This window comes from Brevundimonas sp. (assembly GCF_041919755.1).
Lineage (GTDB): Bacteria > Pseudomonadota > Alphaproteobacteria > Caulobacterales > Caulobacteraceae > Brevundimonas.
Genome location: NZ_JAYRTD010000013.1, coordinates 42,112 through 67,109, shown reverse-complemented (window position 1 = coordinate 67,109; position 24,998 = coordinate 42,112). Strand labels below are relative to the sequence as shown.

31 protein-coding genes, 1 tRNA gene and 1 other RNA gene are annotated in these 24,998 nt (G+C 65.6%); 8 read left to right on the top strand and 25 right to left on the bottom strand.

The features are described from left to right. The first annotated feature begins 2 nt into the window (after positions 1–2). Positions 3–2,177: a 3-hydroxyacyl-CoA dehydrogenase NAD-binding domain-containing protein gene (locus ACE3TH_RS13675; RefSeq protein WP_374600513.1), complete on the top strand. Its 2,175-nt coding sequence runs from the start codon at positions 3–5 to the stop codon at positions 2,175–2,177. Positions 2,178–2,191: 14 nt separating this feature from the next. Here the strand turns inward: ACE3TH_RS13675 and ACE3TH_RS13670 are convergent, their stop codons facing one another. Then, complete coding sequence (locus ACE3TH_RS13670) at positions 2,192–2,623, bottom strand: DUF488 family protein (RefSeq protein ID WP_374600511.1); 432 nt, start codon at positions 2,621–2,623, stop codon at positions 2,192–2,194. Positions 2,624–2,814: 191 nt separating this feature from the next. Between ACE3TH_RS13670 and ACE3TH_RS13665 the strand changes: the two genes are divergently transcribed. Together ACE3TH_RS13665 and ACE3TH_RS13660 are read left to right on the top strand one after the other, a co-directional pair. After that, on the top strand, positions 2,815–4,470 hold the full coding sequence (locus ACE3TH_RS13665) for an amidohydrolase (RefSeq protein WP_374600509.1): 1,656 nt from the start codon (positions 2,815–2,817) through the stop codon (positions 4,468–4,470). A 76-nt stretch (positions 4,471–4,546) separates the two neighbouring features. Beyond that, positions 4,547–4,620, top strand: a tRNA-Gly gene (locus ACE3TH_RS13660). Positions 4,621–4,652: 32 nt separating this feature from the next. On the opposite strand, the gene ACE3TH_RS13655 is transcribed toward ACE3TH_RS13660, so the two are convergent. From ACE3TH_RS13655 to ACE3TH_RS13620, 8 genes are all read right to left on the bottom strand, one after another. After that, on the bottom strand, positions 4,653–5,687 hold the full coding sequence (locus tag ACE3TH_RS13655; protein ID WP_374600507.1) for a tyrosine-type recombinase/integrase: 1,035 nt from the start codon (positions 5,685–5,687) through the stop codon (positions 4,653–4,655). Further along, the gene (locus ACE3TH_RS13650; RefSeq protein ID WP_374600506.1) at positions 5,668–5,886 is read right to left on the bottom strand and encodes a hypothetical protein; all 219 of its coding nucleotides are present in this window, start codon (positions 5,884–5,886) and stop codon (positions 5,668–5,670) included. The genes ACE3TH_RS13655 and ACE3TH_RS13650 overlap by 20 nt, the downstream gene beginning before the upstream one ends. After that, complete coding sequence (locus tag ACE3TH_RS13645; RefSeq protein ID WP_374600504.1) at positions 5,883–6,134, bottom strand: hypothetical protein; 252 nt, start codon at positions 6,132–6,134, stop codon at positions 5,883–5,885. The genes ACE3TH_RS13650 and ACE3TH_RS13645 overlap by 4 nt, the downstream gene beginning before the upstream one ends. Beyond that, positions 6,127–6,402 (bottom strand): hypothetical protein, encoded by a 276-nt coding sequence (locus tag ACE3TH_RS13640; RefSeq protein ID WP_374600502.1) that lies wholly within the window; start codon positions 6,400–6,402, stop codon positions 6,127–6,129. Before ACE3TH_RS13640 ends, ACE3TH_RS13645 begins: the two co-directional genes overlap by 8 nt. A gap of 229 nt (positions 6,403–6,631) precedes the next feature. Continuing rightward, on the bottom strand, positions 6,632–6,781 hold the full coding sequence (locus ACE3TH_RS13635) for a hypothetical protein (RefSeq protein WP_374600500.1): 150 nt from the start codon (positions 6,779–6,781) through the stop codon (positions 6,632–6,634). Further along, positions 6,778–7,371 carry a hypothetical protein gene (locus ACE3TH_RS13630; RefSeq protein ID WP_374600499.1) on the bottom strand — a complete coding sequence of 198 codons (594 nt, stop codon included), beginning with the start codon at positions 7,369–7,371 and terminating at the stop codon, positions 6,778–6,780. Before ACE3TH_RS13630 ends, ACE3TH_RS13635 begins: the two co-directional genes overlap by 4 nt. Beyond that, positions 7,371–7,655: a hypothetical protein gene (locus ACE3TH_RS13625; protein WP_374600497.1), complete on the bottom strand. Its 285-nt coding sequence runs from the start codon at positions 7,653–7,655 to the stop codon at positions 7,371–7,373. Before ACE3TH_RS13625 ends, ACE3TH_RS13630 begins: the two co-directional genes overlap by 1 nt. A 5-nt stretch (positions 7,656–7,660) precedes the next feature. Beyond that, positions 7,661–9,547 (bottom strand): ParB/RepB/Spo0J family partition protein, encoded by a 1,887-nt coding sequence (locus ACE3TH_RS13620; RefSeq protein ID WP_374600495.1) that lies wholly within the window; start codon positions 9,545–9,547, stop codon positions 7,661–7,663. On the opposite strand from ACE3TH_RS13620, the gene ACE3TH_RS13615 reads away from it, so the two are divergent. Together ACE3TH_RS13615 and ACE3TH_RS13610 are read left to right on the top strand one after the other, a co-directional pair. Further along, positions 9,454–10,188, top strand: a complete 735-nt coding sequence (locus ACE3TH_RS13615; RefSeq protein WP_374600530.1) for a hypothetical protein — start codon at positions 9,454–9,456, stop codon at positions 10,186–10,188. The genes ACE3TH_RS13620 and ACE3TH_RS13615 overlap by 94 nt on opposite strands. Then, positions 10,185–10,727, top strand: coding sequence for a hypothetical protein (locus tag ACE3TH_RS13610; RefSeq protein WP_374600493.1), 543 nt, complete (start codon positions 10,185–10,187; stop codon positions 10,725–10,727). The genes ACE3TH_RS13615 and ACE3TH_RS13610 overlap by 4 nt, the downstream gene beginning before the upstream one ends. A 16-nt stretch (positions 10,728–10,743) precedes the next feature. Here the strand turns inward: ACE3TH_RS13610 and ACE3TH_RS13605 are convergent, their stop codons facing one another. Beyond that, positions 10,744–11,250, bottom strand: coding sequence for a type II toxin-antitoxin system HicB family antitoxin (locus ACE3TH_RS13605; RefSeq protein ID WP_374600491.1), 507 nt, complete (start codon positions 11,248–11,250; stop codon positions 10,744–10,746). Positions 11,251–11,266: 16 nt separating this feature from the next. Continuing rightward, a complete protein-coding gene (locus tag ACE3TH_RS13600) occupies positions 11,267–11,455 on the bottom strand; it encodes a type II toxin-antitoxin system HicA family toxin (protein WP_374600489.1) in 189 nt (62 codons plus the stop codon). Positions 11,456–11,919: 464 nt separating this feature from the next. On the opposite strand from ACE3TH_RS13600, the gene ACE3TH_RS13595 reads away from it, so the two are divergent. Continuing rightward, complete coding sequence (locus ACE3TH_RS13595; RefSeq protein WP_374600487.1) at positions 11,920–12,714, top strand: Bro-N domain-containing protein; 795 nt, start codon at positions 11,920–11,922, stop codon at positions 12,712–12,714. Between the two features lie 103 nt (positions 12,715–12,817). Here ACE3TH_RS13595 and ACE3TH_RS13590 read toward each other — a convergent pair whose 3' ends face one another. The 12 genes from ACE3TH_RS13590 to ffs form a co-directional block, all read right to left on the bottom strand. Then, complete coding sequence (locus ACE3TH_RS13590; RefSeq protein ID WP_374600486.1) at positions 12,818–13,174, bottom strand: hypothetical protein; 357 nt, start codon at positions 13,172–13,174, stop codon at positions 12,818–12,820. Beyond that, positions 13,171–13,347, bottom strand: a complete 177-nt coding sequence (locus ACE3TH_RS13585; protein ID WP_374600484.1) for a hypothetical protein — start codon at positions 13,345–13,347, stop codon at positions 13,171–13,173. The genes ACE3TH_RS13590 and ACE3TH_RS13585 overlap by 4 nt, the downstream gene beginning before the upstream one ends. Positions 13,348–13,634: 287 nt before the next feature. Beyond that, positions 13,635–14,633 carry a TraB/GumN family protein gene (locus tag ACE3TH_RS13580; protein ID WP_374600482.1) on the bottom strand — a complete coding sequence of 333 codons (999 nt, stop codon included), beginning with the start codon at positions 14,631–14,633 and terminating at the stop codon, positions 13,635–13,637. Positions 14,634–14,674: 41 nt separating this feature from the next. Next, positions 14,675–14,866: a helix-turn-helix transcriptional regulator gene (locus ACE3TH_RS13575; protein ID WP_292171488.1), complete on the bottom strand. Its 192-nt coding sequence runs from the start codon at positions 14,864–14,866 to the stop codon at positions 14,675–14,677. A gap of 9 nt (positions 14,867–14,875) precedes the next feature. Beyond that, the gene (locus ACE3TH_RS13570; protein ID WP_374600480.1) at positions 14,876–15,316 is read right to left on the bottom strand and encodes a hypothetical protein; all 441 of its coding nucleotides are present in this window, start codon (positions 15,314–15,316) and stop codon (positions 14,876–14,878) included. A 74-nt stretch (positions 15,317–15,390) separates the two neighbouring features. Continuing rightward, the gene (locus tag ACE3TH_RS13565; protein ID WP_374600478.1) at positions 15,391–16,620 is read right to left on the bottom strand and encodes a DNA recombination protein RmuC; all 1,230 of its coding nucleotides are present in this window, start codon (positions 16,618–16,620) and stop codon (positions 15,391–15,393) included. A gap of 112 nt (positions 16,621–16,732) precedes the next feature. Further along, entirely contained in the window at positions 16,733–17,125 is a 393-nt protein-coding gene (locus tag ACE3TH_RS13560; RefSeq protein ID WP_374600476.1) for a DUF4870 domain-containing protein, read from the bottom strand. Between the two features lie 83 nt (positions 17,126–17,208). Further along, entirely contained in the window at positions 17,209–17,811 is a 603-nt protein-coding gene (gene recR, locus ACE3TH_RS13555; RefSeq protein WP_374600474.1) for a recombination mediator RecR, read from the bottom strand. 1 nt (position 17,812) lies between these two features. Beyond that, a complete protein-coding gene (locus ACE3TH_RS13550; protein ID WP_296167823.1) occupies positions 17,813–18,142 on the bottom strand; it encodes a YbaB/EbfC family nucleoid-associated protein in 330 nt (109 codons plus the stop codon). A gap of 47 nt (positions 18,143–18,189) precedes the next feature. Next, on the bottom strand, positions 18,190–20,061 hold the full coding sequence (locus ACE3TH_RS13545; protein ID WP_374600472.1) for a DNA polymerase III subunit gamma/tau: 1,872 nt from the start codon (positions 20,059–20,061) through the stop codon (positions 18,190–18,192). Positions 20,062–20,122: 61 nt separating this feature from the next. Further along, positions 20,123–20,524: a DUF3597 domain-containing protein gene (locus ACE3TH_RS13540; RefSeq protein ID WP_374600470.1), complete on the bottom strand. Its 402-nt coding sequence runs from the start codon at positions 20,522–20,524 to the stop codon at positions 20,123–20,125. A 181-nt stretch (positions 20,525–20,705) separates the two neighbouring features. Continuing rightward, positions 20,706–20,801, bottom strand: an RNA gene (gene ffs / locus ACE3TH_RS13535) — signal recognition particle sRNA small type. Positions 20,802–20,856: 55 nt separating this feature from the next. On the opposite strand from ffs, the gene nudC reads away from it, so the two are divergent. Beyond that, the gene (gene nudC / locus ACE3TH_RS13530; protein WP_374600468.1) at positions 20,857–21,786 is read left to right on the top strand and encodes an NAD(+) diphosphatase; all 930 of its coding nucleotides are present in this window, start codon (positions 20,857–20,859) and stop codon (positions 21,784–21,786) included. On the opposite strand, the gene ACE3TH_RS13525 is transcribed toward nudC, so the two are convergent. Then, the gene (locus ACE3TH_RS13525) at positions 21,783–22,520 is read right to left on the bottom strand and encodes a 3-deoxy-manno-octulosonate cytidylyltransferase (RefSeq protein ID WP_374600466.1); all 738 of its coding nucleotides are present in this window, start codon (positions 22,518–22,520) and stop codon (positions 21,783–21,785) included. The genes nudC and ACE3TH_RS13525 overlap by 4 nt on opposite strands. 165 nt (positions 22,521–22,685) lie before the next feature. On the opposite strand from ACE3TH_RS13525, the gene ACE3TH_RS13520 reads away from it, so the two are divergent. Then, on the top strand, positions 22,686–23,417 hold the full coding sequence (locus tag ACE3TH_RS13520) for a cytochrome c family protein (RefSeq protein WP_374600465.1): 732 nt from the start codon (positions 22,686–22,688) through the stop codon (positions 23,415–23,417). 58 nt (positions 23,418–23,475) lie between these two features. On the opposite strand, the gene ACE3TH_RS13515 is transcribed toward ACE3TH_RS13520, so the two are convergent. Next, positions 23,476–24,792, bottom strand: coding sequence for an ammonium transporter (locus ACE3TH_RS13515; protein ID WP_374600463.1), 1,317 nt, complete (start codon positions 24,790–24,792; stop codon positions 23,476–23,478). Between the last annotated feature and the right edge of the window lie 206 nt (positions 24,793–24,998).

Genomic DNA, 24,998 nt, shown 5'->3' with positions numbered 1-24,998 from the left:
CCATGGAAAACTTCAAGATCGACGTCGACGCCGACGGCATCGCCCTGATCACCTTCGACGTCCCCGGACGGTCGATGAACACCCTGACCAGTGGCGTGATGAAGGAAATCCCGGAGTGGGTCGAGCGGGTCAAGACCGACGACGTCATCAAGGGCGTGGTCCTGACGTCGGGCAAGGCCTCCGGCTTCTGCGCCGGCGCCGACCTGGGCGACATGGCCGGCGGCATGCTGTCGGGGGGCTCGCTGCAGGACGCCTATGACGCCGGGTGGAAGCTGAACGGCGCCCTGCGCGCGCTGGAAACCTGCGGCAAGCCCGTGGCGGCCGCGATCAATGGCCTGGCCCTTGGCGGCGGTCTGGAACTGACCCTGGCCTGCCACTATCGCGTCGTCGCCGACGACAACAAGATCCAGCTGGGCTTGCCCGAAATCAAGGTCGGCCTGTTCCCCGGTGGCGGTGGCACCCAGCGCCTGACGCGACTGATCGGCGTGCAGGCCGCCATGATGGCCATGAGCGAGGGCAAGTCCTTCCGCCCGAACGACGCCAAAGGCGCGGGCATCGTCCACGAAGTCGTGGCCAAGGGCACCGAGGTTGAGGCCGCCAAGGCCTGGATCAAGGGCGGCGGCAAGGCCGTCCAGCCGTGGGACGAAAAGTCCTTCAAACTGCCCGGCGGTGGCCCCTACCATCCCGTCGGCGTCCAGAACTTCATCGTCGGCAACGCCATGCTGCGCAAGCAGTCCTACGGCAACTATCCCGCCGTCGTGAACCTGATGAAGGCTGTCTATGAGGGCACCCAGGTGCCGATGGATGCGGCCCTGCGTATCGAGACGCGCTACTTCATCAAGACCCTGATGACGCCCCAGGCCCAGGGCATGATCCGGTCGCTGTTCCTGTCGAAACAGGAACTGGACAAGGGGGCCGTCCGCCCCGCCGGCGTGCCCAAATCCGATCCCAAGAAGGTCACGGTCCTGGGTGCCGGCATGATGGGCGCTGGTATCGCCTATGTGCAGGCCCTGGCCGGTATCGAAACCATCCTGATCGATCAGACCCAGGAGGCCGCCGACAAGGGCAAGTCCCATGTCGAGGAACTGCTGAAGAAGCGCCTGTCGCGCGGCCAGATCACCCAGGACAAGTTCGACGCCCTGCTGGCCTCCGTCACCGCCACCACCGACTATGAGCACATCAAGGGCTCGGATCTGGTCATCGAGGCCGTGTTCGAAAACCGCGAGATCAAGGCCGAGGTCACCAGGCGCGCCGAGGCCCAGCTGGAGCCCGGTGCCATCTTCGGCTCCAACACCTCGACCCTGCCGATCACGGGCCTGGCCGAGGCCAGCGTGCGGCCAGAGGACTTCATCGGCATCCACTTTTTCTCGCCCGTCGACAAGATGATGCTGGTCGAGATCATCCTGGGCGAGAAGACCGGCGAGGCGGCCATCGCCAAGTCGCTGGACTACATCCTGAAGATCAAGAAGACGCCGATCGTCGTCAACGACGGTCGCGGTTTCTACACCTCGCGCTGCTTCGCCACCTATGTGGCCGAGGGTCTGGCCATGTTGCAGGAGGGCTATGCCCCCGTCCTGATCGACAATATCGGCCGCATGACCGGCATGCCGCGCGGCCCGCTGGAAATGCACGACGACGTGGCCCTGGACCTGTCGGTCAAGGTCGCCAAACAGACGGCCATCGACCTGGGCGATAAATACGTCCCGCTGCAAGGGGCCGAGATCGTCCGCACCATGGTCGAGGATCTGGGCCGCTACGGTCGCAAGAACGGCAAGGGTTTCTACGACTACGACACCAAGCCCAAGACCCTGTGGAAGGGCCTGTCCGACCTGGCCCCGGTGACGATCAACGATTCGACGCCCGAACTGGTCGAGGATCAGAAGCGCCGTCTGCTGTATCGTCAGGCTGTCGAAGTCGCCAAATGCTGGGAAGAGGGCGTGATCGACGACCCGCGCGAAGCGGACGTCGGTGCCATCCTGGCCTGGGGCTTCGCGCCCTGGACCGGCGGCCCGATCACCTACATCGACCAGATCGGCCTGAAGGCCTTCGTCGAACAGGCGGACAAGTACGCCGCCCAATACGGCGACCGCTTTGCACCGCCCCAATTGCTGCGCGACATGGCCGCCAGGGGCGAGACGTTCTACGGCAACTTCGAAGGCAGGAAGGCCGCAGCCTGATCCTTGGGGACGGGTTAGAGGTTCACCACCTCGAACCCGTCCTCGCTCGCCAGCCGTTCGGCCAGTACGGCCCGGTGGCAGCCGGCATGATCGGCCTCGAAACACAGCAGGGCTGTCCGCTTCTCGGCAGCCAGCGCTCGCAACTGCTGGAAGGCCGCTTCAGACGCCGGTTCGCTCATCTGGCCCGCGAAGATGTAGCGCATCTCGGCGATCCGGCCCTTCTTCGCCGCCTCGCGACCAGCCTTGGGCGTGCCCAGCGGGCGCAGATGCAGATAGTCGATCCCGGCCTCCCGCAGGCTGTTGGCCAGGATCGTCTTGGAGAAGCCCGCCCGGCGCGAGGCGGCTACGGCCCGCACGTCCACAAGCACCTCAACACCCGCAGCCTTCAGCCGGTCGATCACGGCGGCCTGTGGCTCGCCCTCATATCCGATGGTGAACAGTTTCATTGCCGTCAGATGGGAAGATCGCGCCCGATCGCCAGCGCGACCGTTTCTGACGCATCCTCGTGGCAGAGTCGTCTTTTCGGACAGGTAGGGTGAGCGAAGTGGACTGAGTGGACTCAGTGGACTGTGTTTTTGTCGCCTTGACCTCTTTGCCGCGGTGTCCCACGGCCTAGGCTGCTTGAAGGAGCTTTCGCATGATCCGCCACCTCGCTCTCGCCCTGCTTCTCACGGGTGCCGCCACGTCTGCACAGGCCCAGAACCTGTTGATCCGGGGCGGTCCCATCTACACCGGCGTCGAGGCCGCCCCGACCGCCGAGGTGGTTCAGGTGCGGGATGGCCGCATCTACTATGTCGGCTCCTTCGCCCAGGCCCCGACCGGCGACGGCCTGACCCTGATCGATCTGAAGGGCGCAGCCCTCTTTCCCGGTTTCACCGACGGCCATGCCCATCTGGACGGTATCGGCTGGCGCGAGCTGACGCTGAACCTGGAGGGTTCGACCTCGGTCGCCGATGCCATGGCCAAGCTGACCGCCTGGGCTCAGGCCCACCCGGACGGCCCCATCTTCGGGCGCGGCTGGATCGAGACCCGCTGGCCGGAAGCCCGCTTCCTGACTGCCGCCGATCTGGATGCCGCAGCCCCCGGCCGCGTCGTCCTGCTGGGCCGCGCCGATGGCCATGCGGTGGTCGCCTCGACCGCCGCCCTGACCGCGACCGGCATCACCGCCTCGACCGAAGCGCCTGCCGGCGGCGAAATCCTGAAGGGCCCCGACGGTCAGCCGACCGGCCTGCTGGTCGATGCCGCCGAACAGCTTGTGGCCCAGCTTATGCCCCAGGCCGACCCCGCCGCCCTGCGCGAGGCCTATCGCGCGGGCTTCCGTGTCGAGGCCCAATATGGCTGGACTGGCATCCATTTCATGAGCGCCCCGTGGCGCGACATTCCCCTGCTGGAAGAGATGGCCGCGGCGGGCGAGGCCCCCTTGCGCGTCTATAACAGCGTCACCCCCGACGGAGCCGCCGCCCTGATCGCAGGCGGCCCTCGCAGCGTTGCGGACGAGCGGGTCGTGACCCGCGCCATCAAATACTATGCCGACGGGGCGCTGGGCTCGCGCGGTGCGGCCCTGTTCGAACCCTATGCCGACCGGCCCGATACCACGGGCCTGATGCAGATCACCGAGGCCGAGATCGTGCCGCTGTACGAGGCGGCCCTGAGGGGCGGCATCCAGATCGCCACCCACGCCATCGGCGATCGCGGCAACGCCTCCGTGGCAGACTGGTACGCACGGGCGCTCGCGGCGGTCCCTGCCTCCGAACGTCCCGATGGTGCCGATGTGCGCTGGCGCATCGAACATGCCCAGATCCTGCGCCCTGCCGATTATCAGGACTTCGTGGACCTGCCGATCATCGCCTCCATGCAGCCCAGCCACGCCATCGGCGACCTGCATTTCGCCCCGGCTCGGCTCGGCGACGCGCGTCTGGACGGTGCCTATGCCTGGCACAGTCTGGTGGATCGCGGCGTGATGGTGGTCGGCGGCTCGGACGCACCGGTCGAGCGCGGCTCGCCCCTGATCGAATTCTACGCCGCGGTTGCCCGGCGCGATCTCGAAGGCTTCCGGGGCCAAGACTGGCGCCCCAACGAGGCCGTGGATCGGATGACGGCGCTCAAGATGTTCACCCTCTGGCCCGCCCATGCCAGCTTTCAGGAAGACGAGCTGGGCACCATCGAGGTCGGCAAGCGGGCCGACCTGACCGCCTTCGACGTCGACCTCATGACTGCCCCCTTTGCCGACATCCCCAAGGGCAAGGCGACCCTGACGGTTGTGGACGGTGTCGTCGTCTATCGCGCCGAGTAGAAACGACGACGGGGCGGCACCGCTGGCACCGCCCCGTCTTGAGCTTGTGGTTCTAACCGCCTAAGGCTGCGGCAGCGCGGGCGTGATGTAGTGGTAGCCTGAAAGCTTCCCAAGCTTTTCGTGCGGGTTCGATTCCCGCCGCCCGCTCCAATACTTAGCAGGATTTGCCCCTGCGGTTTTGCTTACGGTTTTGCAGAGCCCGTTCTGGCAGCGTTCCGATTTAGCTTCAGGATCATGCCCTCGGCGATAGCCCTGCGTCCGACGTAGCGGCGGATGATGCGGTCGACGCGGGCTTCATCCCAGGCCAGCAGTTCGGCGATCTCGCGGTTTGACAGGCCCGCCAGGTGCGCGCGGGTGGCGAAGGTGCCGCGCAGGTCATGGAAGTGCAGATCGCGACCGGGCAGGGCGGCTTCGCGGGCCGCGCGGAAGCCGCTGCCGTTTGGCCCGTCCTTCCATGGCCGACCCTTTTCGTTCGTCAGCACCGTCGTCGATCGGCGGGGCATGTCCTTCAGCGCGTCGCGCAGGGCGTCATAGAGCGGGACGAAAGCGGACCGCCCGCCACGGCTCTTGCTGGTCGGGATCGTGATCTCGAACTCGCCGATGTGGTTCCATGACAGCCGTCGCAGGTCCTCGGCCCGGAAGCCAGTCAGGGATGCCAACAGGACACCGCGCCAGACCTCGGGAGACGCTTCGGCTTTGAAGGCTGCCAGATCGTCATCGCTCCAGATCGTCTCGGCGCGGTCGACCTCATAGAGGCTCTTGATCCCCTCGCACGGATTGGCGCTGATGCGGTCCAGATCAACGGCATGCGTCATGACGCGGGACAGGACCTGGATGGCATAGTCGGCGCTGCGCGGGCGGTCCGCCCAGGTGTCACGCCAGCGTTTGATGATGGGCCTGATCTTCTCGGGGTGATCGAAAAGTCCCACGCGATAGTCGCCAAAGCGTTCGACGACCCGGTCCAGCCATCGCGTCCAAATCTTGCGGGTCGTCGGCGCGAGCCCGGTGAAGGCGGGCGAGGCCCGGTAGTGGGCGACCAGCCCTCTGATCTTGCCGTCGTCGGCGGTCCGTCGCGACGCCACGGCTTCGTTGAAGCTGGCGATGAACTCGGGCGATCCCGGCTTGCCGTCCAGACGGGGTCCGCCGCGCCAGGCGTAGTAATAGGTCCGGCCCTTGGCCGTGACCTTGACGACCCCTTTAAGCACGACGCTCACCATGGCGTTCCTCTAACGCGGCGAGTTCGCGATCGACCGCGTCGTCATTAGTCGTGCCAGGGGGTCCGAAGTCAAAGGAGAAGGCGCCGTCGACCGCCACGGTCAGGCCGCGCACGGCTAGACCGTTCTCGGCGGCAAACCGATAGGCGGTGTCCAGATCGCTCTTGCGTAGGACGTGACGGCGGGAGCGCTTGGGCGTCATGTTGCCGGGCCCCGCACCACACTGTCAGCCCATGCCAGAACAGCGACCCTCGCGGCGAACCGTGTCACCCCCTCGACTGTCGTCTCGCACTCTCCCCAATCGCCGCCATCCATAAATGCGTCGGCGGACCCGTCCGGCTCGAAATGAACGATCAGATTGATACCGTCGAACAGATACTCTTCCTCGGGGCAACCGCAGTCTCCCACACGGCATTCGATCAGTTCGGCGCGGCCAGCTGGTCTAGCCATGGCAGCCCTCGCTGGCGCGCAGCAGCGCGATGCCGGCCGATGTGGCGCGATAGCCCGTGGGCGTCCGCGAGAGGCATCCAGCAGCCCGCAGATCGCGCACGGCGGCATTCGTCTTCAGCCTGTCGATGGAGGGGTCCCGGTGCGCCAGTTCGCCGATCTTGCGGACGCGGCGGACGATGTCGGAAAGCGGCAGGGCGTCGGTGGCCGTCGCGCGGATGATGGTCGCGCGACGGCCCTTTGGCGGAATGCGGTCGGGGCGGTCCGTCATCGAAGCGCTGCCTTCAGCATTTCGCGACCGAGGCTTCGTAGGGCAGCGGCGTCACTCTTCAACTGCGGCGCTGTTTGTGCAAACCAGGCCAAACTATTGGGATGGTAGCCCTTACTGTCTTGGGTCTTGTCGTCCATCCCTCTCGCAAGTGCGTCTAGTTCGTCCGCCTTCTTGCGCAGGGCCTCATCAGCTGCCCGAGCGGTTGTTTCAGCTAGGTCTAGGGCTAACGTCATCGCTCAATCCCCGCCTCGGCGAGTTCAGCCGGGTCGATCTCGAACAGTTCGGCGATGCGGCGCAGGGGCCATCCTGCGCGGCGGAAGGCGGAAGCCCAGATGACCAGGCGAGGATGGCGCTCGGGGATGGGGTCCAGCGCTCTCACGGCAGCACCCGGTCCAGATCGTCGCGGCTGAAGTGGCTGTCGCGCGGGCGCGGGCGATAGGTTTCGCGGGGGCCGGGCCAGCCCGAGGCAGACAGACGGGCATAGGCCTGACGGCAGCGCAGGGACGATCCGTCCAGCACCCCGACCGATCGGGCGACCGCCGCCTGACCGGCGCGACGCAGGGCGGCGGTCAGGACCTCTAGTCCGCCGCCGTTCAGCCAAGCCCAGCCGAGGCAGCGATCGCGTGAGCCGTCGATCAGGGTGGTCCATATCTGGACGCCCAGGTCGCGGTCCTCGGGCGGGGCGTCGACGCCTTCCCCGCCGCCGTTGGCGCGCCAGAGGAAGTGGATGTCCTCGATCTCGGTCATGTCCAGACCTTGCCCGCCGCGCGCACGTTCGATGTGCCCGGCGAGGGCGGCGGCGTCGGTGAAGACGATGGGCTTGGTGACCGCGTCCAGACGCGGCAAGAGGGCAAAGGCGGCGGGTGGCATGGCGTGTCGGCTCCAGATGGATGGGCGATAGTTCTCAGGGGGCGGTGCGAGCCCCGCGGCACCCATCAGGGCGGCGGCTTCTGACCAGGGCGGGCGCATCAGTGGACGCCCTGGGGGTTGCTCTCGGGCCGGTTCTCCAGCGCTGCGATGGCGACCGCGACGCGTTCCGTCCGGGCCTTGCATGCTTCGCACTCGGGGCAGCCCGACAGGTCGTCGGAAAGCGCCTTCAGCAGGTCCAGCGCAGCTGCCTCGACCTCGGCCCTGCGAAGGCCGTTGATTGCCCAGAGCGTTCGGAAGCCCCCGCTGGCGAGGCGTTCAATGGCGACGACCAGGGCAGGCTTTCTTAGCGAGCGACTGGCGCGGTCGACGACGGCTTGAAGCATGACGCTCATTGCGCACCGCCTTCCGTCGCATCGGTCTCCCGAGCCTCGGCAACGACCTGCGCGATCAGATCGGTCGGCATCTGCGCGAGGGTCTTCGCGGAGTTCTGGGTGCCGATCCTGAACGAGAGTGTGCTCAGCAGGGCCCCAGCTTCGGCGGTGTCGCCTTTGACGACGGCTTTGATCAGCGCGACGCACATGTCCTCGGGGGAGAGGGCGGGACCTGCGTCGAAGCACGGGTTGAAATAGTCCCGCGCGCCCCTGAAGCGGGCGAAGGCCATCCAGTCGCCGATCTGGCGGGCGTATTGTTCAACGGCCGCACGGGCACGCGCATCGGCGTGTCGCTCGTTCTCCGCAGCCGCGCGCGCGGCCTTCTCTTCTTCGGTCGCCTCGATCAGTTCCGGCTGGGTCGGCTCCGGATCGTCAGAGTGTGCCGGTTGCGGGGTGGCGGCGGATTGCGGTGCGAACGGGTCTGGCGGGTTCAGCCAGGGCGTCGCGTATTGCTGGGGCATGTCGATAGCGCGCGGGCCGATGACGCGGGTGCGCATCTCGAACAGCACGTCGTCGCGGTGGGTGTAGAACCCGATTTGCTCCAGCCAAGCCTTCGCGCCGGACCCATGAAGGCGCGGGGTGACGAAGGCGACCGCGCCGCGCTGGCGGAAGCCGATGATGTTGCGGGCGACCAGGCTGGCGGCGGCACCGGAAACCGGCACGGCCTGAACGCGTGTGTAGCCCTCGCTGCCAAGATCGGGGTCTGGATCGCGTTCGGACTTGTCGGCGATCTCGACCAGAAGCAGGGCCTCGTGGTCCGTCAGGGACGAGCCGAAGGACGGCGCGGGTGCCGGGTCGGACGGAGGGGGCGAACCGGGTTCGTCATTCGCGGCCTTCTCGCCGCTCCCATACGCCTCGCGCAGCACGTCGGTGATACACGCGCCGTCGTCGCGGCGAACTTCCCCGGCGGCTGATGCCAGGTTTTGATACAGCTTGTCTTCGTCCTCGCCCCAGCCGAGTTCGGCCAGCCAGGCGCAGGCCTTGGCGTTCAGCTTCAGATCGCCAGAGAACGATCGATAGTCGAACCAGTCTTCCCATCCGACCGGCCAGACCAGATTGGTTTCGACCTTAAGCGCCCCGTCCCAGACGCCGTGCAGTTCGTCAGCCGTGGTCGCGATCTCGGCAATGAAGAGCGCAAGATGCGGATTACGGGGATCTAGCCGTTCCGGCTCGCGCGGCGTCTGCGACAGCGCCCGCGCGGCTTTGAACGACAGATGGTCGGGGTGGTCACGCGGCAGGCGCATGCGCTCCTGGTCCTCGGCGGACAGCTTCAGCAGAGCGATGCGCTGCTGGACGTAGCGCTGCGACTTGCCCAGTTCGTTGGCGAGGTCCTCGGTCCCCATGCCGAAGTCATGAACCGAGGCGTGAAAGGCGACGGCTTCCTCGATCGCCGTCATGTCCGCTCGTTGCAGGTTGGCGGTCAGGGACAGCAGCAGGTGTTCGCGGTCATCAACCTCGCGGATGACGATCGGCACCGGCTTATCGTCATCCCAGTCGCCATCCCAGTTGGCCTGCTGGATCGCGCGGAAACGGCGCTCGCCGTCGACGATCCACCAGGTGCCCGCCTCGGGTCCTGGGCGAACGACGATCGGCTGCATCAGGCCACGCAGCAGGATGCTCTCGCGCAGTTCGTTCAGGGCGTCCTCGGCGGCGTCGCTCTCGAAGTCCTTACGCGGGTTCAGAGGGTGCGGAACAAGGGCGGTGAAACACCGCCATCGGTCGCGTTCTGAGCGAGGATCATCGTTGGGAAATGACCGCCCTCGCGCCCGTGACGAACCCTGCCTGGGTCGCGGCGGACGGCGGGCGGCGGGTGCGCAGCTATGATTTCCCGTTCGTGACGGCAAACGACCAGGGTGCGCAGCTGACCTATCTGGCCCTTGCCAACGACAGGGAGGGCGAAGGGACCGTCCAGTTCAAGCTCTACATGCTGGCGCTGGAGCCCGGACAGTGTTTCGTTTGGGCGGAACCGGCCTTCCTGCTGGATGGGGTCAAGGCGCGTGTCTGGCGTCGTGAATATAGCCCTGCGGACTTTTCGCTGAAGCTGAAGTACCGGCAGGAAACGGATGCCAAATACACCGAGGCGTTCACCCAGACAGGCACGGCTCCGCCACCGACAGCGCCCGGCACGCCCCCGCCCCGCTATGGGTCAGCGCGAGTGCCGACCCGACTGACGACACCGGATGAGAGCGACCTGTTGCCGTCGGTTACCAGCGCCTCGGAAACGTCGATCAAGGTGACCTGGACGCTGAAGTCCAATCACTTCGTCAAGTCCGATGGGTTCGGGCACGCGGTGGATCTCGCCCCTTATCCCGTGGACTGGGAGGGCCCGACGCGGTTCCCGAAGTTCGATGCCATCGCCAAGGCCATGTTCCAGGCGGCAAACGAACTTGGCATCGGGTTGCGATGGGGTGCCGACTGGGACCGCGACGGCAAGCCGCGCGAGCGGGGAGAGACTGATAGCCCGCACTTCGAGTTGGTCGGATGAGCCGTCTGCTGTCTGCCCTCGCAGGCTGGAAGGGCTATGCTCTAGTGCTGGTGATTGGCATCGCGCTGGGCACCGGCGGCACATGGAAGGTCAGGGACTGGATGGCGGCCGAGGCCGCGCTGAAGGCTGCCAAGGCCGATCTGCGGGTAGCACGGATCGTGGTCGATCGCACCCAGGACGCAGCGCAGATCACCCAGGACGTCGCCGCATCGGTCGATCAGCGTCAGGTCGAAACCCGAACCATTTATCGAACCATTACCGAGAGGATTCCCTCCTATGTCACGCCTGAGATCGATCGCGCCTACACTGTGCCTTATGGCTTTGTGCGCCTGCACGACGCCGCCGCCGTCGGTGCCGCGCCAACCCTTCCCGACGGCACCGGGCAACCTGCTGACGCCCCCTCAGGCATTGCGCTCTCTGTCGTCGCAGGCACCGTCATCGACAACTACGGCCAGTGCTACGCCTGGCGCGATCAACTGATCGGCTGGCAGGACTGGTACCAGCAGCAGCAGGCGGCATGGGAGACGCCCGACGACTGACTGGCCGGGTAGCCGATCAGTCTTTCCCGCGCGCGGCCCGTGCTAGAGCGCTGCGGTCATGTACGCCTGCTGCGGCTTCTCGCACCCTGCTGCGGCGTGTCAGACCGTCGGTCAGGAACTGCCGCGCGGCGACCGCCAGAAGGCCGGACCGTGTCAGTCCGCTGGCATCAGCAGCGGTATCGATCCTTCCGATCAGGCTTTCCGGAAGCGAGACGTTGATCCGCATCGGCGGATCGTCAGCCTTCAGCCCCGACGGCACTTCGACAGGAACGAAGAACAAGGCTGCGACATCGCTGCCTTCGAAGTCATCTGCGCCGAACGCGTGAACGCTGGAGGGCTTGGGCAGCACCGCCCCGTCCTCGATCATCCCCTCGACATGCAGAGCCAGCGCCTCGCGCGCCTCGGTCATCGCTTCGTCAGCCGACAGCCCTGCTGAAACGCATCCCGGCAGATCGGGAAAGAACACGCCGAAGGAGCCGTTCAGTCCGCGTTCCAGCACTGCCACATAGTTCAACGTTGCCATGATTATCTCCAAGGCCTCACCCGAAGGTGAGGCCGCTTGCCTTTTCGATTGAGCGCAAGGTGCCGATTGGCAGGTCGCGCTTTGGGTGAGGGACGGTCACTAGGTTCGGCGAGCCGGGCTTGCGAAACTGGCAGTGCGAGCCCTTCTGACGGACTTGCTCCCATCCCGCTGCCTTCAATGCCTTGATCACGTCCGCGCTTTTCATTGGTGTATTCATACACACGAATGAAGGTGTCGCAAGGGAAATGTGTAGAAATCCACAAAACTAGACTGGGTGCGCGGCTGCTGGCATGCCCTGTAGTTAAGGTGGATGGGGCTGGGTGCGGTACGGCGGGGCTGGCGACGGCAGAACGGCTTTCTTGAACCCCCGATCACAAGCCAGCGCCATGCACAGGCCTGTCCCCTGTCATCTTTGGATTCGCTTAGAAAGTGATCGTCAACCCCGTTGACGGCTCGTTAGCCATCTGTGCCATATCCTACGGTTGATATCGAACGAGAAAAGCCGCCAGTGCGACAACACTGACGGCCTCTGCTCTGACGATACTGTCGGGTTCTGGATCGACCGGCAGCGAGTTTCGCCAGCTCTCTCGAGCGAGATGTAAACACCGCTAAGCGGAATTCGTCAACGATCCGTTAGGGCCAGAGGGCCACAAAAAACGGACGAAGACATTGCAGTACGCACTGAAAATTTTTGAGACTGAGGACCACCATCAGTTCCGCACATTCGATGTTGGCGGAGAGCCGTGGTTTAGTTTGGCGGACGTTTGTGCAGCCATCGACATCAAGAACGCCAGCGACGCAGCAGGCCGACTGGATGATGACGAAAAGGGGGTCGTTCAAACCGACACCCTTGGCGGCAGTCAAAAACTTCGGATCATCAACGAGTCCGGACTTTGGAACTTGGTGCTAAGGTCCGACAAACCAGAGGCCAAGCGGTTCAAGAAGTGGGTGACCGGTACGGTTCTGCCCCAGATCAGGAAGACTGGGTCTTTCGGGTCGGCGAAGCAGCCCCTCTTCCTCCAGCGGTACAGCGCGAACCACAACCGCGTGGCGGCCGGGCACTTCTCGGTCATCCAGGTGCTGGCGACCCACCTCTACGGACCGATGGAATTCGATGGTCACCCTATCGCGGATCGCAGCGCGAACGGCACAGAGATACGCCCGGAAAACAGCGTAGGACGTCTATTCAGCGACTGGCTGAAGGCGAACCATCCAGAGGTTCGGGACAACTTCACCTACTACGTTCATTGGACGCCGCAATCGGAGTTCCCCGCTCGCCAGTATCCAAACGACATGTACGGGCTGTTCGTCCAGTTCCTTCAGGAGCACTGGATCCCGAAGTGCACGACTTACTTCAAGAGCCGCGACCCGGGCGCGCTTCCTCATTTGCCGAAGCTGCTACCTGCGAATGATGCCAAAGCTGGGATGATGAAAAGCCCCACACTGGCCTACTTCCGCAGATAATCCACGGAACCGCAGCGCCGCTTCCAGCGCTGTTGATGCGGAGCCAGCCGATGCGCGGGGTGGCCTGGCAATATGCGCCCCGCCGTTCCTCCCCTGATGATCTCTAGCCCCTCGGTGCCTCGCGCATCGGGGGGCTTTGCTTTGCCCGCCGCTCTCGCTGAACCTGACGCTTGATCGCCATGTTCTTTGTGGTGAACGCCCAGTCGGAATGTCTCTGAAACCGCTCGTGACCTTTCGCGGTCATCAGCCAGCGGCTTCGCATGCCGAGGCTGGCCTTAAACCGGATCATGCCGATGCAATCGCCGTTCGTGCACAGCGGCAGGTGATCGAGCATGGGGAAGTCATCTCCCCTCACCCTGCGGATGCGCTCGAGATCGATCTCGCCGTGATCCTTGCATGTCTCGCAGTAGCGGGTGACGCGAGCGCCGGTCTCGATAAGCTGGATAACTGTGTCGGTCATCGCTTTCCGCGATACCGCCGCTCCCACTCCAGCCGATGTTCATGCTCCGACATGACCCGGAAGCGGCCCAGGCCCATGGCGATCATGCCGGTTAGGATGCGGGCGTTCTCAGCCGGGCTGACGGGGAGTGCGTTGGAGCCAGGGTGGTGTGGGCCGTAGGGTTCATCGTTCATCGCCTTGATCCTCCCTCACGCCATCGACCCAGCGGCGTGATAGAGGCGAACCGGGTTCGCGATCAAGAAAAATGTTCTGCTAATGTTCTCATAAGCCATCACCGGCGCTAGCGCCCAGCCTGGACTTTCGAGCGACAGAATAGGTTTTGAACCCGCCTGCTAAGCCATTGATATGATTGCGACCGGTTCTGCCCGGTTTTTGAGCCAAGGGCTTGGGAAGGTTGGATAAGTTCCAGCTTCCCAAGCTTTTCGTGCGGGTTCGATTCCCGCCGCCCGCTCCAGCCCCCTTACGAGGCCTCGTCTACCTCGATACCGCGGTCTTGCAGCATGGACTGAACGCTTTCGTCACCGACCAGATGGGCGGCACCCACGGCGATGAATGTCGTGCCCGAACCGGCCAGAAGTGTCTGGATCTGATCAGCCCAGTTCTGATTGCGGCGCGTCAGCAGAGCTTCATAGACCTGGGGCATCTCGGTCTTCATCTCCTCGACCATGACGCGGTCCAGGGAATCGACATCGCCCGTCGACCAGGACGCGACCATCCCGTCCAGCATGGTCGCGGCGTCGTCGTAGTCTTCCAGCGTCGAACGCAGGAAGGCCAGCTGAACGTCCTCGGGCATATCGGCCAGGATGCGGATCTGCTGGTCCAGAGTCTCGAACCCCTTGACCGGTTTACCGGCGGCCTCGGCGCGGGCTTTCAGGATCAGTTCGACGCCAGACTGCGGATCATACCCAGCCTTGGCCAAGGGAGCCATCGACAGCTGCAGTGCGGCCAACCAGGGGCGGAAGACATCGAGTTGAGCGCCCGACGCGCCGATGGTCTTGGCCGCTTCGTCGAACTTGGCGAACTCTTCGGCCGTCAGGCGGGTCGACAGCGGATTGGCCGGATCCAGCCCGTGCTGTTGAATGATGGGAATCAGGGCCGCCTGATCGTCGGGGTTGGAGATTTCCAGATAGACCTGATCCGCGCTGTCGAAGGCAGCGTCGACCCGGGCCGTGCCCCAGGCCGTGGTGGGACGAAGCACATGAACCGTGCCGAACAGATAGATGGTCGAGTCGGCGTCGCGGATGACCCACAGTGCGGGTCCCTGGCCCTGGGCCTGAGGAACGGCGCGTAGCGAGGGCGTAGCGGCGGGCGCTTCGGCGACGGAGGCCGGTGCGGCCTGGGCCAGGGCCTTGGCAGGCGCACCGACGATGGCGGCGACCAGGCCGAGACCCAGCGCGGCTCCCAGCGCCAGACGGCTGACGGCGGTTGTCGTGGACTTGAGGCGGGAGACGAAGGTCATGGTCTTGATCCTGTTAGGAGATAGGGAGGTGAAAGGGGTCTTCAGTCTTCGAGGAAGATGGCTTCGATCGCCTGATCGAAGACGCGGGCGATCTTGAAGGCGAGCGGAAGGGACGGGTCGTAGCGACCGGTTTCCAGGGCATTGACGGTCTGGCGCGACACGCCCAGCCGCTCGGCCAGTTCGGCTTGGGACCAGTTGCGCTCGGCACGCAGCACCTTGAGGCGATTGTTCATGCTGTCCCCCTACCGATGCCGAAGCCACCAGGCGGCCCAGGCGATGCTGTAGCCAACCAACTGGAACAGCAGGATGGCCAGCATGCTGCCGGCGACCACATCGCCTACGGACAGGTCTGCCGACTGTATCGGGGTGGTGTCGCCCAACTGTAGGCTCATTATCACGGAGGCACCCACCAGCGTGCCGCCGGTGCCGCCCCACCACCAAGCCCATTTGTGCGCTTCGCGGGCGGCCTCGTCGATGCCGCGCCACCACCAGACACACAGAGCCATGGCGCAACTCATGGCGACCAGAAGCAGGGCTGCATTTGCCCAGAACCCTCTGATGCCGAAAACACTTTCCAGCACAGCAGCGATGATGCCGCTGACCAGGGCGATGACGGCCGTCAGCCCCAGAACCGCCAGATAAGCTCCCAAACCGAACGGTCGCCTGGGCTTTCCAGATGTCATGACGATCTCCCTGTCGCGAGGACAAGGATGTTTTACATCACAACATCGACCTGTCAAGCGAGCTTGTCAGGAGCTTATCCGAGTTTTCGTGTCTCGTGCGGTGCAAGCAGTTCAGGTCGGCTGAGGCTGCGCGGCGACTGATCGACGACGCCCAGTTCGGGCAGGGCCTTGCCTTCGTGATCGACTTGCAGGTCCTCGAACCGTCGGGCGGAAACCATGACCTGGCTCTCCAGCGAACCGACGAACTGGTTATACTTGCCGACCGCGCTGTCCAGCGCTCTGCCGACGGCGGCGGCGTGGCCCCCCATGATCGACAGCCGCTTGTAGAGTTCCTTGCCCAGTTTCGCGACCTCGTCGGCATTGCGCGTCTGCTCCTCGGCACGCCAGCCGTAGGCGACCGCCTTACACAGGGCGAACAGAGTGGTCGGCGTCACGATGACCACGCGCGAGGCCATGGCCTGGGTCATCAGTTCCGGCTCATGGTCCAGGGCCGCGGCCAGGAAGGCGTCGCCGGGCACGAACATGACGACGAAGTCGGGGCTGGGCTTGAACTGGTCCTGATAGGCCTTGGACGATAGCTGGCGGACGTGGGTCTTCATGCTGGCGGCGGTCCGCAAGGAGGCCGCGCGGGCCTGGGCCTCCTCGTCACCATCCGAGGCGTCGCCGAAGGCCAGCGACACCTTGGCGTCGATCACGAACATGCCACCGCCGGGCAGGCGTACGATGAAGTCGGGCCGCGATTGGCGACCCTCGTCATTGGCCTCGGACGTCTGCTCTTGAAAGTCGAACCGTCCGGCCATGCCGGCGGCCTCCAGCACATTGCGGCAGGTCTGCTCGCCCCAGCGCCCGCGCCGCCCGGTATTGCCCTTCAGCGCCTCCGTTAGGCGCCGCGCCTCGTCGCGCGTGGCGGTGGATGCTGTCATCAGCAGGGCCAGCTGTTCCTTCAGCCCGCCGGTCTCTTCGGCGCGCACTTTCTCGAGGGCCGCCACGTGTTCTTGGAACCTGGCCAGGGTCTCGCTGACCGGCTTGAGCTGGGCCTCCATCCGTTCGCGGGCCAGGAGGTCCTGCTGGCGGAAGGTCTCGGTGGCGCGGCTGACCATATGATCGGCCACGACCTGTGCCGACTGCGCGGCCTGGGCTTTCAAGAGGTCCGCCATGGTGATGCGGCTGTCCTCGACCAGGGCGATGCGATCCTCGGCACTGATCAGCTGCGCCTGGGTCTTCTGCCAGCCGGTGAAGGCCCACAGGAAGCCCGTACCCAGGGCGGCGCAGACAACGGCGAGGATCAGGACGGTGATGTTCATGCTCCGTTCCTAGACCGGTTCGCGCTTGACGAAAAGCGCGCAAGGGCTGATACGAAAACGCCGCCGTGGAGCGATCCCCACGGCGACGCAAAAATCAGAGGCGCGTGAGCCCTTAGAAGAGGAAGCCGCGCGGATTGTCGACCGGGCGATTGTCCATCAGCTTGATGAGGCCGAGGATCAGGCGAACACCATACCAGACGGCCAGCAGCACCAGGGCGATCGGCAGGACGACAAAGCCGATGAGGACGAGCATCAGCAGCGTTCCGACGATCCAGATCGCGATACCCGCCACAAGCATCCAGATGTTGGTCCAGTTGGCGAACTCGAAATGGCTTTCGTAGATCGTGCCGCGCACGTCGTTCTTCTTCACCAGACCGATGACCAAGGCGATGATGGACGTGATGCCGCCGGTCACGAACCCGGCCAGTGACAGCACATAGATGATGATCGTCAGCGTCTTGTGGTTATCCCCTGTGACGGGTGCGGGGCCGGGGTCGTAGGTCATCTCGGCGAGTCCTTCTGGGAGAGCGGCGACATCTCACCACAGGTGAGCCCCGAACGCCAGCGGCCAAGCTTGATGCTTTGGTGTCAGGCCGGTCGACGCTGCCTCAGCGCCTGGATGATCGTGCCGTCGTCCAGCCAGTCCAGCTCGCCCCCGACCGGCACGCCGCGCGCCAGAGAGCTGATCTCTACGCCCGATCCGTTCAGCCGCTCGGCGATATAGTGTGCGGTGGTCTGGCCATCGACCGTGGCGGGCAGGGCCAGCACGACTTCCCTGGCCTCGCCCCCGCGCACCCGCCCCACGAGCTCGGCGACCCTCAGCGCATCGGGTCCAACCCCGTCCAGCGCCGAAAGCAGGCCGCCCAGCACATGATACTTGCCGCGAAACGCCCCGGACCGCTCCATGGCCCACAGGGCCCCGGCCTCCTCGACCACACAGATCAGGGTGTTATCCCGCGCAGGGTCCGAACAGATGGAGCAGGGATCGCGCGTGTCGGGGGCTCCGCAGACGCTGCACGACGTCACCTTTTCCGCCGTTTCGGCCAGGCTGGCCGCCAGCGGCACCAACAGCTGTTCGCGCTTCTTCAGCAAGGCCAGCGCTGCCCGCCGGGCCGAGCGCGGACCCATGCCCGGCAGTTTCGCCAGAAGCGAAATCAGCCGCTCGATCTCGGGTCCGGCAGAGGCCGCCAAGTCAGAACAGCTTGGGCATGCCGGGGATGTTCATCCCGGCCATGGGCCCGGCGGCCTCGCGCATCAGGGCCGAGTTGACCTCGTCCAGCTTGCGTTTGGCATCGGCATGGGCCGCCACGATCAGATCGGCCAGAATCTCGCCTTCGCCGGAAACCAGCAGGCTGTCGTCGATGACCACGCGCGTGATCTCGCCGGGACCTTTGAGGGCGATGGTGACGAGGCCGCCGCCCGAAGTGCCCTCGGCGGTCGTTTCAGCCATTTTCGCCTGGGCGTCCTGCAGCTTTTGCTGCATCGCCTGGGCCTGTTTCATGAGTGCGTTTAGATCTGCCATGGGCGATAGATAGGACGCTCAGCGCCTCAACGAAACACCCATTCGGATCAGTCGTCGTCCGTCGCCTCGTCCGGAATGACCGGCAGTTCGACCGGGGCCGCGATGGTCTTCACCTCGCCGATGACCGCGCCGGGAAAGGCGGCCATGACAGCGGTGACGAAGGGGTCGGCCTCGATCTCGGCGCGTTCCTGACCACGTTTACGGCGGTCGATCTCGATCATCGTCTCGCCGCCGCCCTGGCCGTTGGCGGCGATCAGCCAGGTCCGGCCGGTCCAGTCCCTGAGACGCGAAGACAGCTTGCGGGCCAGATCGACAGGGGCACCCGGCGCGCTCTCATAGGTGATGGCTCCGGGCTTGAAGGCGACGGGCTTCACGTAGCGCTGGACATCCATCTGCAGGCCGATCTCGCGCTTCTCGCCGATCAGGGCGACGACCTGTTCGAAGGTCTGCGGATCGGGCAGGGCAGGCGCGATCACCGGGCGTGCGGCCAGTTGTGCCGAGGCACCGCCGCCGCCACCCGAGCCGCCACCTCCACGGGGCGCAGAGCCACCCGGCATAGGTTCGCCGTCGCGCAGGGCCTTCAGCGCCTCTTCCGGGCCGGGCAGGTCGGCCGCATAGGCCAGGCGGACGATAGCCATTTCGACCGCATCGGCCGGGCTGGGTGCACGACGCACCTCGTCCAGCGCTTTGAGCAGCATCTGCCAGACGCGGGCCAGCGTGCCCGCCGACAGCACGGCCCCCAGCGCCGTCAGGGCCTGGGCCTGATCGTTGGGCAGGCGCGTCGCCTGTGGCCCCAGCATCTTTGCGACCGAGGCGGCGTGGCAGTGTTCCAGCAGGTCGTTGGTCACCTGCACCGGATCCGCGCCATAGCCATACAGCGTGCGAAACAGCTCCAGCGCCTCGGGCGTGCGGCCGACCATGATGGCCTCGAACAGGGCGATGGTCTGCGTCCGGTCGGCCAGGCCCAGCATGTCGCGCACGGTGGTGGTCTGAACCGTCTCGCCGCGCTCGCCCTGGACCAGGGCCTGGTCCAGCAGGGACAGGCCGTCGCGGACCGAGCCCTCGGCGGCGCGGGCGATCAGGGCCAGGGCGTCCTGTTCGATCCGCATGCCTTCGCGATCGGCGATGCGGGCCAGATGCTCGACCAGGATTTCCGGCTCGACGCGGCGCAGGTCGAACCGCTGGCACCGGCTCAGGATCGTCACCGGCACCTTGCGGATTTCGGTGGTGGCGAAGATGAACTTGGCGTGGGGCGGCGGCTCCTCCAGCGTCTTCAGCAGGGCGTTGAACGCCTGGTTGGACAGCATGTGCACTTCGTCGAGGACATAGACCTTGTAGCGGGCCTCGACCGGCGCATAGCGGACGCTCTCCAGAATATCCCGGATGTCGTTGACGCCCGTGTGCGAGGCGGCGTCCATCTCCATGACGTCCATGTGCTGGCCCGCCATGATGGCGGCGTCGTGCCGCCCATGCGCCGTCAGGGCCAGAGACGGCCGGTCGATGGCGTCGGTCTCGTTGTTCAGGGCGCGCGCCAGCAGGCGGGCGGTGGTAGTCTTGCCGACGCCGCGCACCCCGGTCAGCATGAAGGCATGGGCGATCCGGCCTGTGGCGAAGGCGTTGGTCAGGGTCCGGACCATGGCCTCCTGACCGATCAGGTCTTCGAACGTGCGCGGCCGGTATTTGCGAGCCAGGACGGTGTAGGCCTCGCCGTCATCGACGTGGACCGAAGGGCCATTGTCCGGCGCGGGCTGCGTCGCCGGTTCCGTCGCCGTCACGGGAATCGCCGCCGCCTCGGCCTCGCGCATGCCCACCGGCTCGGGCGAGCCAAACATGTCGTCCGTATTGGGATCGCGCTCCTCGACGTCGGGCGCGTCTTCGTCCCACGGGGGACCATCCAGATTCGGGTCGGCGTCGCTCATGGCGACAATCTTATCGCGGTCGAGGGGACCTGCGCACCCCCTCACCGCATCGCCGGCGAAATCAGTCCGTCATGTCGCGGATCTGGCCGCCGTTATCCTTGATTTTCTGGATCACCTGCTTGTGCAGCCAGACATTCATCGTGGCGGTATCGGAGGTGTCGCCGGTGTAGCCCAGCTCGCCCGCCAGCTCCTTGCGTTCGGCCAGGGAGCTGTCCATGCCGGTCAGCTTCATCAGGTCGACGATGGAGGTGCGCCAGTTCAGCTTCTGGTCCCGCTGCTCGTTCATGAAGTCCAGGATGCCGTCGACATCGACGGGTTGAGGCTGCGGGGCCGTGGCCGCGGCGTTGGACACGGGTGCGGCAGGCGCTGCTGGGGCAGAGCCAGTCGGCGCGGGTGACGCGGGAGCCTGTTCTTCGGGCTTGCGCTTGAAGATACTGCCCATGATCTTGCCGAGAATGCTCATCCGCTCGCTCCTTTGAGGTGAAGCTAAACAAGCGGCCCAGCGGTCAGAGCGTTCCGTGAAGAGTTTGCGATCATTCCTACACGCGCTCATTCAGTGAGTCTGCGCGAGCCGAGCACTATCGCTACCAGACGCGCTCAAGCAGCGAGGCTTCGAGAGCCGAGCGTTAGTGCAACCAAAATGAGGAAGGTGGAGACCGCGACCCGAAGGGGAATTCGTTGTGGCTGCTGCCTTCCGGCCCTGACCAGATTGGCGAAACCTTCGCCCGCGATCTCCATCCCCAATATCGCGATTTCCGATAGTGGATGCAAGCGCCGGACGGTTAAAAGGTCGCCATGTCCCTGAACGCTTTCAACACCTTTGCCGGTAACCCGCTCGACCGGGCGGGAGACCGCCGCAATGAGCCCGAGTGGCTGGCGGAGCAGGGCGCGCGCGACGACGCCCTGGCCCTGGTCCTGTGGGAGGGGCGGCCGCTGCTGGAGGCTGGGGACGAGCCGCGTCTGGCCTGGCTGGCGCTGGCACACGCCCGGGCCGTGGTGCCGGATAGGGAGCTCTTCCTGGGGCTGTGGAAGGACGCGCCGGTCTTTGCTGTCGAGATCGAGGGATCGGTCGATCCGACGCAAGGGCCGCTGCAAGGGCTGGGAACCTTCCATGAGATGCGCGAGGCGGCGGGTCTGCTCAGTGGGCCGGACGCGGCCATGGCGGGAACGGCCAAGAGCCTGTTCGACTGGCGCAGGCGTCATGGCTTTTGCGCCGCCTGCGGCACCGAAAGCGAAAACGCCTGCGGGGGCTGGAAACGCGTCTGCCCGGCCTGTGGCAGCGAACATTTCCCGCGCGTCGATCCTGTGACGATCATGCTGCCGGTCTATCGCGGCGGACCCGAGCCCATCTGCCTACTGGGCCGTCAGGCCGGCTGGCCCGAGGGCCGTATGTCGGCGCTCGCCGGATTTCTGGAGCCCGGCGAAACCATCGAGGAGGCTTGCGCGCGGGAGATTGCGGAAGAGGCCGGTCTAACGGTGACGGCGGTGCGCTACCACTCCAGCCAGCCCTGGCCGTTTCCGTCGCAGCTCATGATCGGCTTGGTTGCCGAGGTCGACAGCGACGATGCCCGCCCAGACCAGACGGAGCTGGAAGCCGTGGCCTGGCTGACGCGATCAGAAGCCGCCGATGTTCTGGCCGGGCGGCACCCGGCCATCAAGGCTCCGCCACCCATCGCCATCGCGCGGACCCTGTTGCAGGCGTGGGTCGACGGGTTCGAGGTCTAGGCGCGGTCGGCGGTGGCGATCGCCCTTGCGACTTCCAGGTCCGCAGGATTGTCGACTGACAGCGGAGCCTCATCGATCACGCTGGCCCAGATCTGCAGGCCCATCTCCAGAGCCCTGAGCTGCTCCAGCTTTTCACGTTTTTCCAATGGTGAAGGCGGCGCGGCGCAGAACCGTTCCAAGGCCTCGCGTCGATAGCCGTACAGGCCGATATGCCGCCACACGGGCGCGTCGCCATAGAGGGTCGAACGGGTGAAGTAGAGGGCGCGTCCGTGATGCTGGCCGTCCGCCAAGGCGACGACGGCCTTCACCACATCCGCATTGCTACGGTCCGAAGTGTCAGCTTCCGGTGCGATCAGGGTGGCGATGTCGCAGCTCGGCTCGCCATGCAGCAAGGCGGCGCAGGCGGTGGCCAGGCCCGGATCGGCGAACGGCATGTCACCTTGCAGATTGATCACCGCGTCATGCGCACCGTCGGGATCGAGCTGATTGAGGGCGGCCCGAATGCGGTCCGAGCCACTGGGCAGGGCCGGATCGGTCAGTACCGCTGTACCCCCCGCGGCCTCGATCACGTCAACGATCGCTTGATCTCCCGCAGCGACGGCGACGGGCAGGCCGGAGAGCATGGCCTGTTCCCAGGCCCGCACGATCATGGGCTTGCCCCCGATGTCGGCCAGGGGCTTGTCGGGCAGGCGGGTCGCCGACATGCGAGCGGGAATCAATATCAGGGGATTCATCGGCTTGGCCCTCAGGTCTGCGCTATCGGGTCGCTTCAAAACCGGCTTTGCGCCCGTTGCGAAGGCGGCGCTAGCGTGTCAGAGACGGCCACGCAAGAATACGCCGGATCGCATGCGCGCTCCGGCCGTTGTCAGAACGTCTAAAAACAGGATGCGACCCCACGCATGAGCGGCAATCTGGAGTGGAACAAGATCTTTGGTGCCGGTCTGGCGACCGCCCTGGTCATCATCGCGGTGCCGCAGATCGCGGGCGCGATCTACCATCAGGAAGCGCCCGAGAAGATGGGCTATTTCGTCGATGCGCCGGAAGAGGTCGCGGGCGGAGCCGAAGAGGCTGAGCTGCCGCCGGATTGGGGTACGGTCCTGCCGACGGCCGATCTGGCCGCAGGTGAGGCCGCCTTCGCCCGCTGCCAGGCCTGCCACAACATCGCTCAGGGCGGTGCTGACGGCATCGGTCCGAACCTGTGGGGCGTTCTGGGTGGTCCGGTTATGCACCGTCCCGGTTTCGCCTATTCCGACGCCATGGCCGCGCACAAGGCCGAGGCTCCGACCTGGGGCTATGACGAGATGGACCAGTTCCTGACCGCCCCGGCCCGCTATGTGCCCGGCACCAAGATGTCGTTCGCCGGCCTGCGGGACACCGCGACCCGCATCAACCTGATCGCCTATCTGCGCTCGCAAGGCTCCAGCCTGGCGATCCCGGCCCCCGATCCCGCGCGTCAGCCGGGCGCGGCGGCTCCGGCCGAAGGCGCGGCTCCTGCCGAGGGCGAAGCACCGCCAGCCACGGGTGCCGATGCCGCGACGGGCGCGCCGGTCACGGGCGCTGCAGCCCAACCCACCACTGAGGCCACGCCTGCCGCACCGCCCGCCGCTACCAGCGAGCCGCCCGGCAACTGAGGCTGACAGCTTAGAAAGACATGAGGCCGCCGGGCAGATCACCCGGCGGCCTCTTTTTTTATTGGTGAATGCTTTCGCCGTGTTGGGTGTAGTCCAGCCCCTCGATCTCGTCCTCGCGGCTGACGCGCAGGCCGGTCGTGAATTTGCAGATCATCAGGATGATCCAAGTGCCGATCCCGCTCCAAGCGATGACGGCGACCAGGCCGATGGCCTGATTGAGGATGTTGGCCCCTTCTCCCACCGGATTGATCGCGGCCGAGGCGAAGACGCCGGTCAGCAGGGCACCGACGATGCCGCCGACGCCATGCACACCGAAGGCATCCAAGCTGTCGTCGTATTTCAGCGCCCTCTTCAGCCAGACCGCACCGGCATAGCAGGCCGGGCCGGACAGGATGCCGATCAGAAAGGCCCCCTTGGGATCGACGAAGCCGGCGGCCGGCGTAATGCCGACCAGGCCCGCTACGACGCCGGACAGCATGCCCAGCAGGGTCGGGCGCTTGTGACCGAACCATTCGATGGCCGTCCAGCCGATGGCCGCCGCCGCCGCCGCCAGCAAGGTGTTGAAGGCCGCGACCGCCGCGATGCCGTCCGCCGCCCAGGCCGAGCCGCCGTTGAACCCCAACCAGCCGACCAGCAGCAGCCCTGTGCCAATCACGGTAAAGGCCAGATTGTACGGGGCCATATTGTCCCGCCCGAAGCCGTGGCGTGGCCCCAGAACGAGGGCGCAGACCAGGCCGGCGATGCCCGCATTGACGTGGACGACGGCACCGCCGGCGAAATCCAGCACGCCCAGCGACCCCATCCAGCCGCCGCCCCAGACCTGATGGCAGATCGGCGCATAGACGATCAGGTGCCACAACACGAAGAACAGGATGGTCGCCGAAAACTTCATCCGCTCGGCAAAGGCCCCTGCGATCAGGGCCGGGGTGATGACGGCGAACGTCAGCTGATAGGCGATCCACAGAAACTCCGGCAGGCCGGGGGCCAGGCTGTGCGCCGTGTCGGTGCCGACGCCGTTCAGCAGCACCGCCTGCAAACCGCCGACGAAACCGTTCGTCGCCTCCGGCCCTGTGCCGAACGACAGGCTGTAGCCGACCGCGAACCACAGCACCGTCACGATCGCCAGGGACGCGGTGGACTGGGCGATGGTGGAGATCACATTCTTGCGCCGCACCATGCCGCCGTAGAACAGCGCCAGTCCGGGCAGGGTCATCAGCAGCACCAGCGCCGTCGAGGTCAGGATCCACGCGGACGACGCTTGGTTGAGTTCCAGGGTTGCCTGGTGGCTCAGGAGGGGTGCCGCCAGCGCAGGAGAGGCAACGGCCATGCATCCGAACAGGGCCAGACAGAGGGTGCGGAGAGTGATGGTCGGCATGCGCGTGTCCGGACGGTTTGGAGCGGCGTGGATGCGTCCCGAACCGCGTTCGTGGCCGCGGGTTGGGATAGGAACCTATCGCAGCGCAACAGGCAAACCATTTCGTGTGTGGCGCAACAATCCAGCCAAGATTGCTGCCTCCCTCGTTCTGCTGCGGACCGGAGCAAGATCACACCCGCGTGCTTCGCGAATGCGTGGGCGGTCGT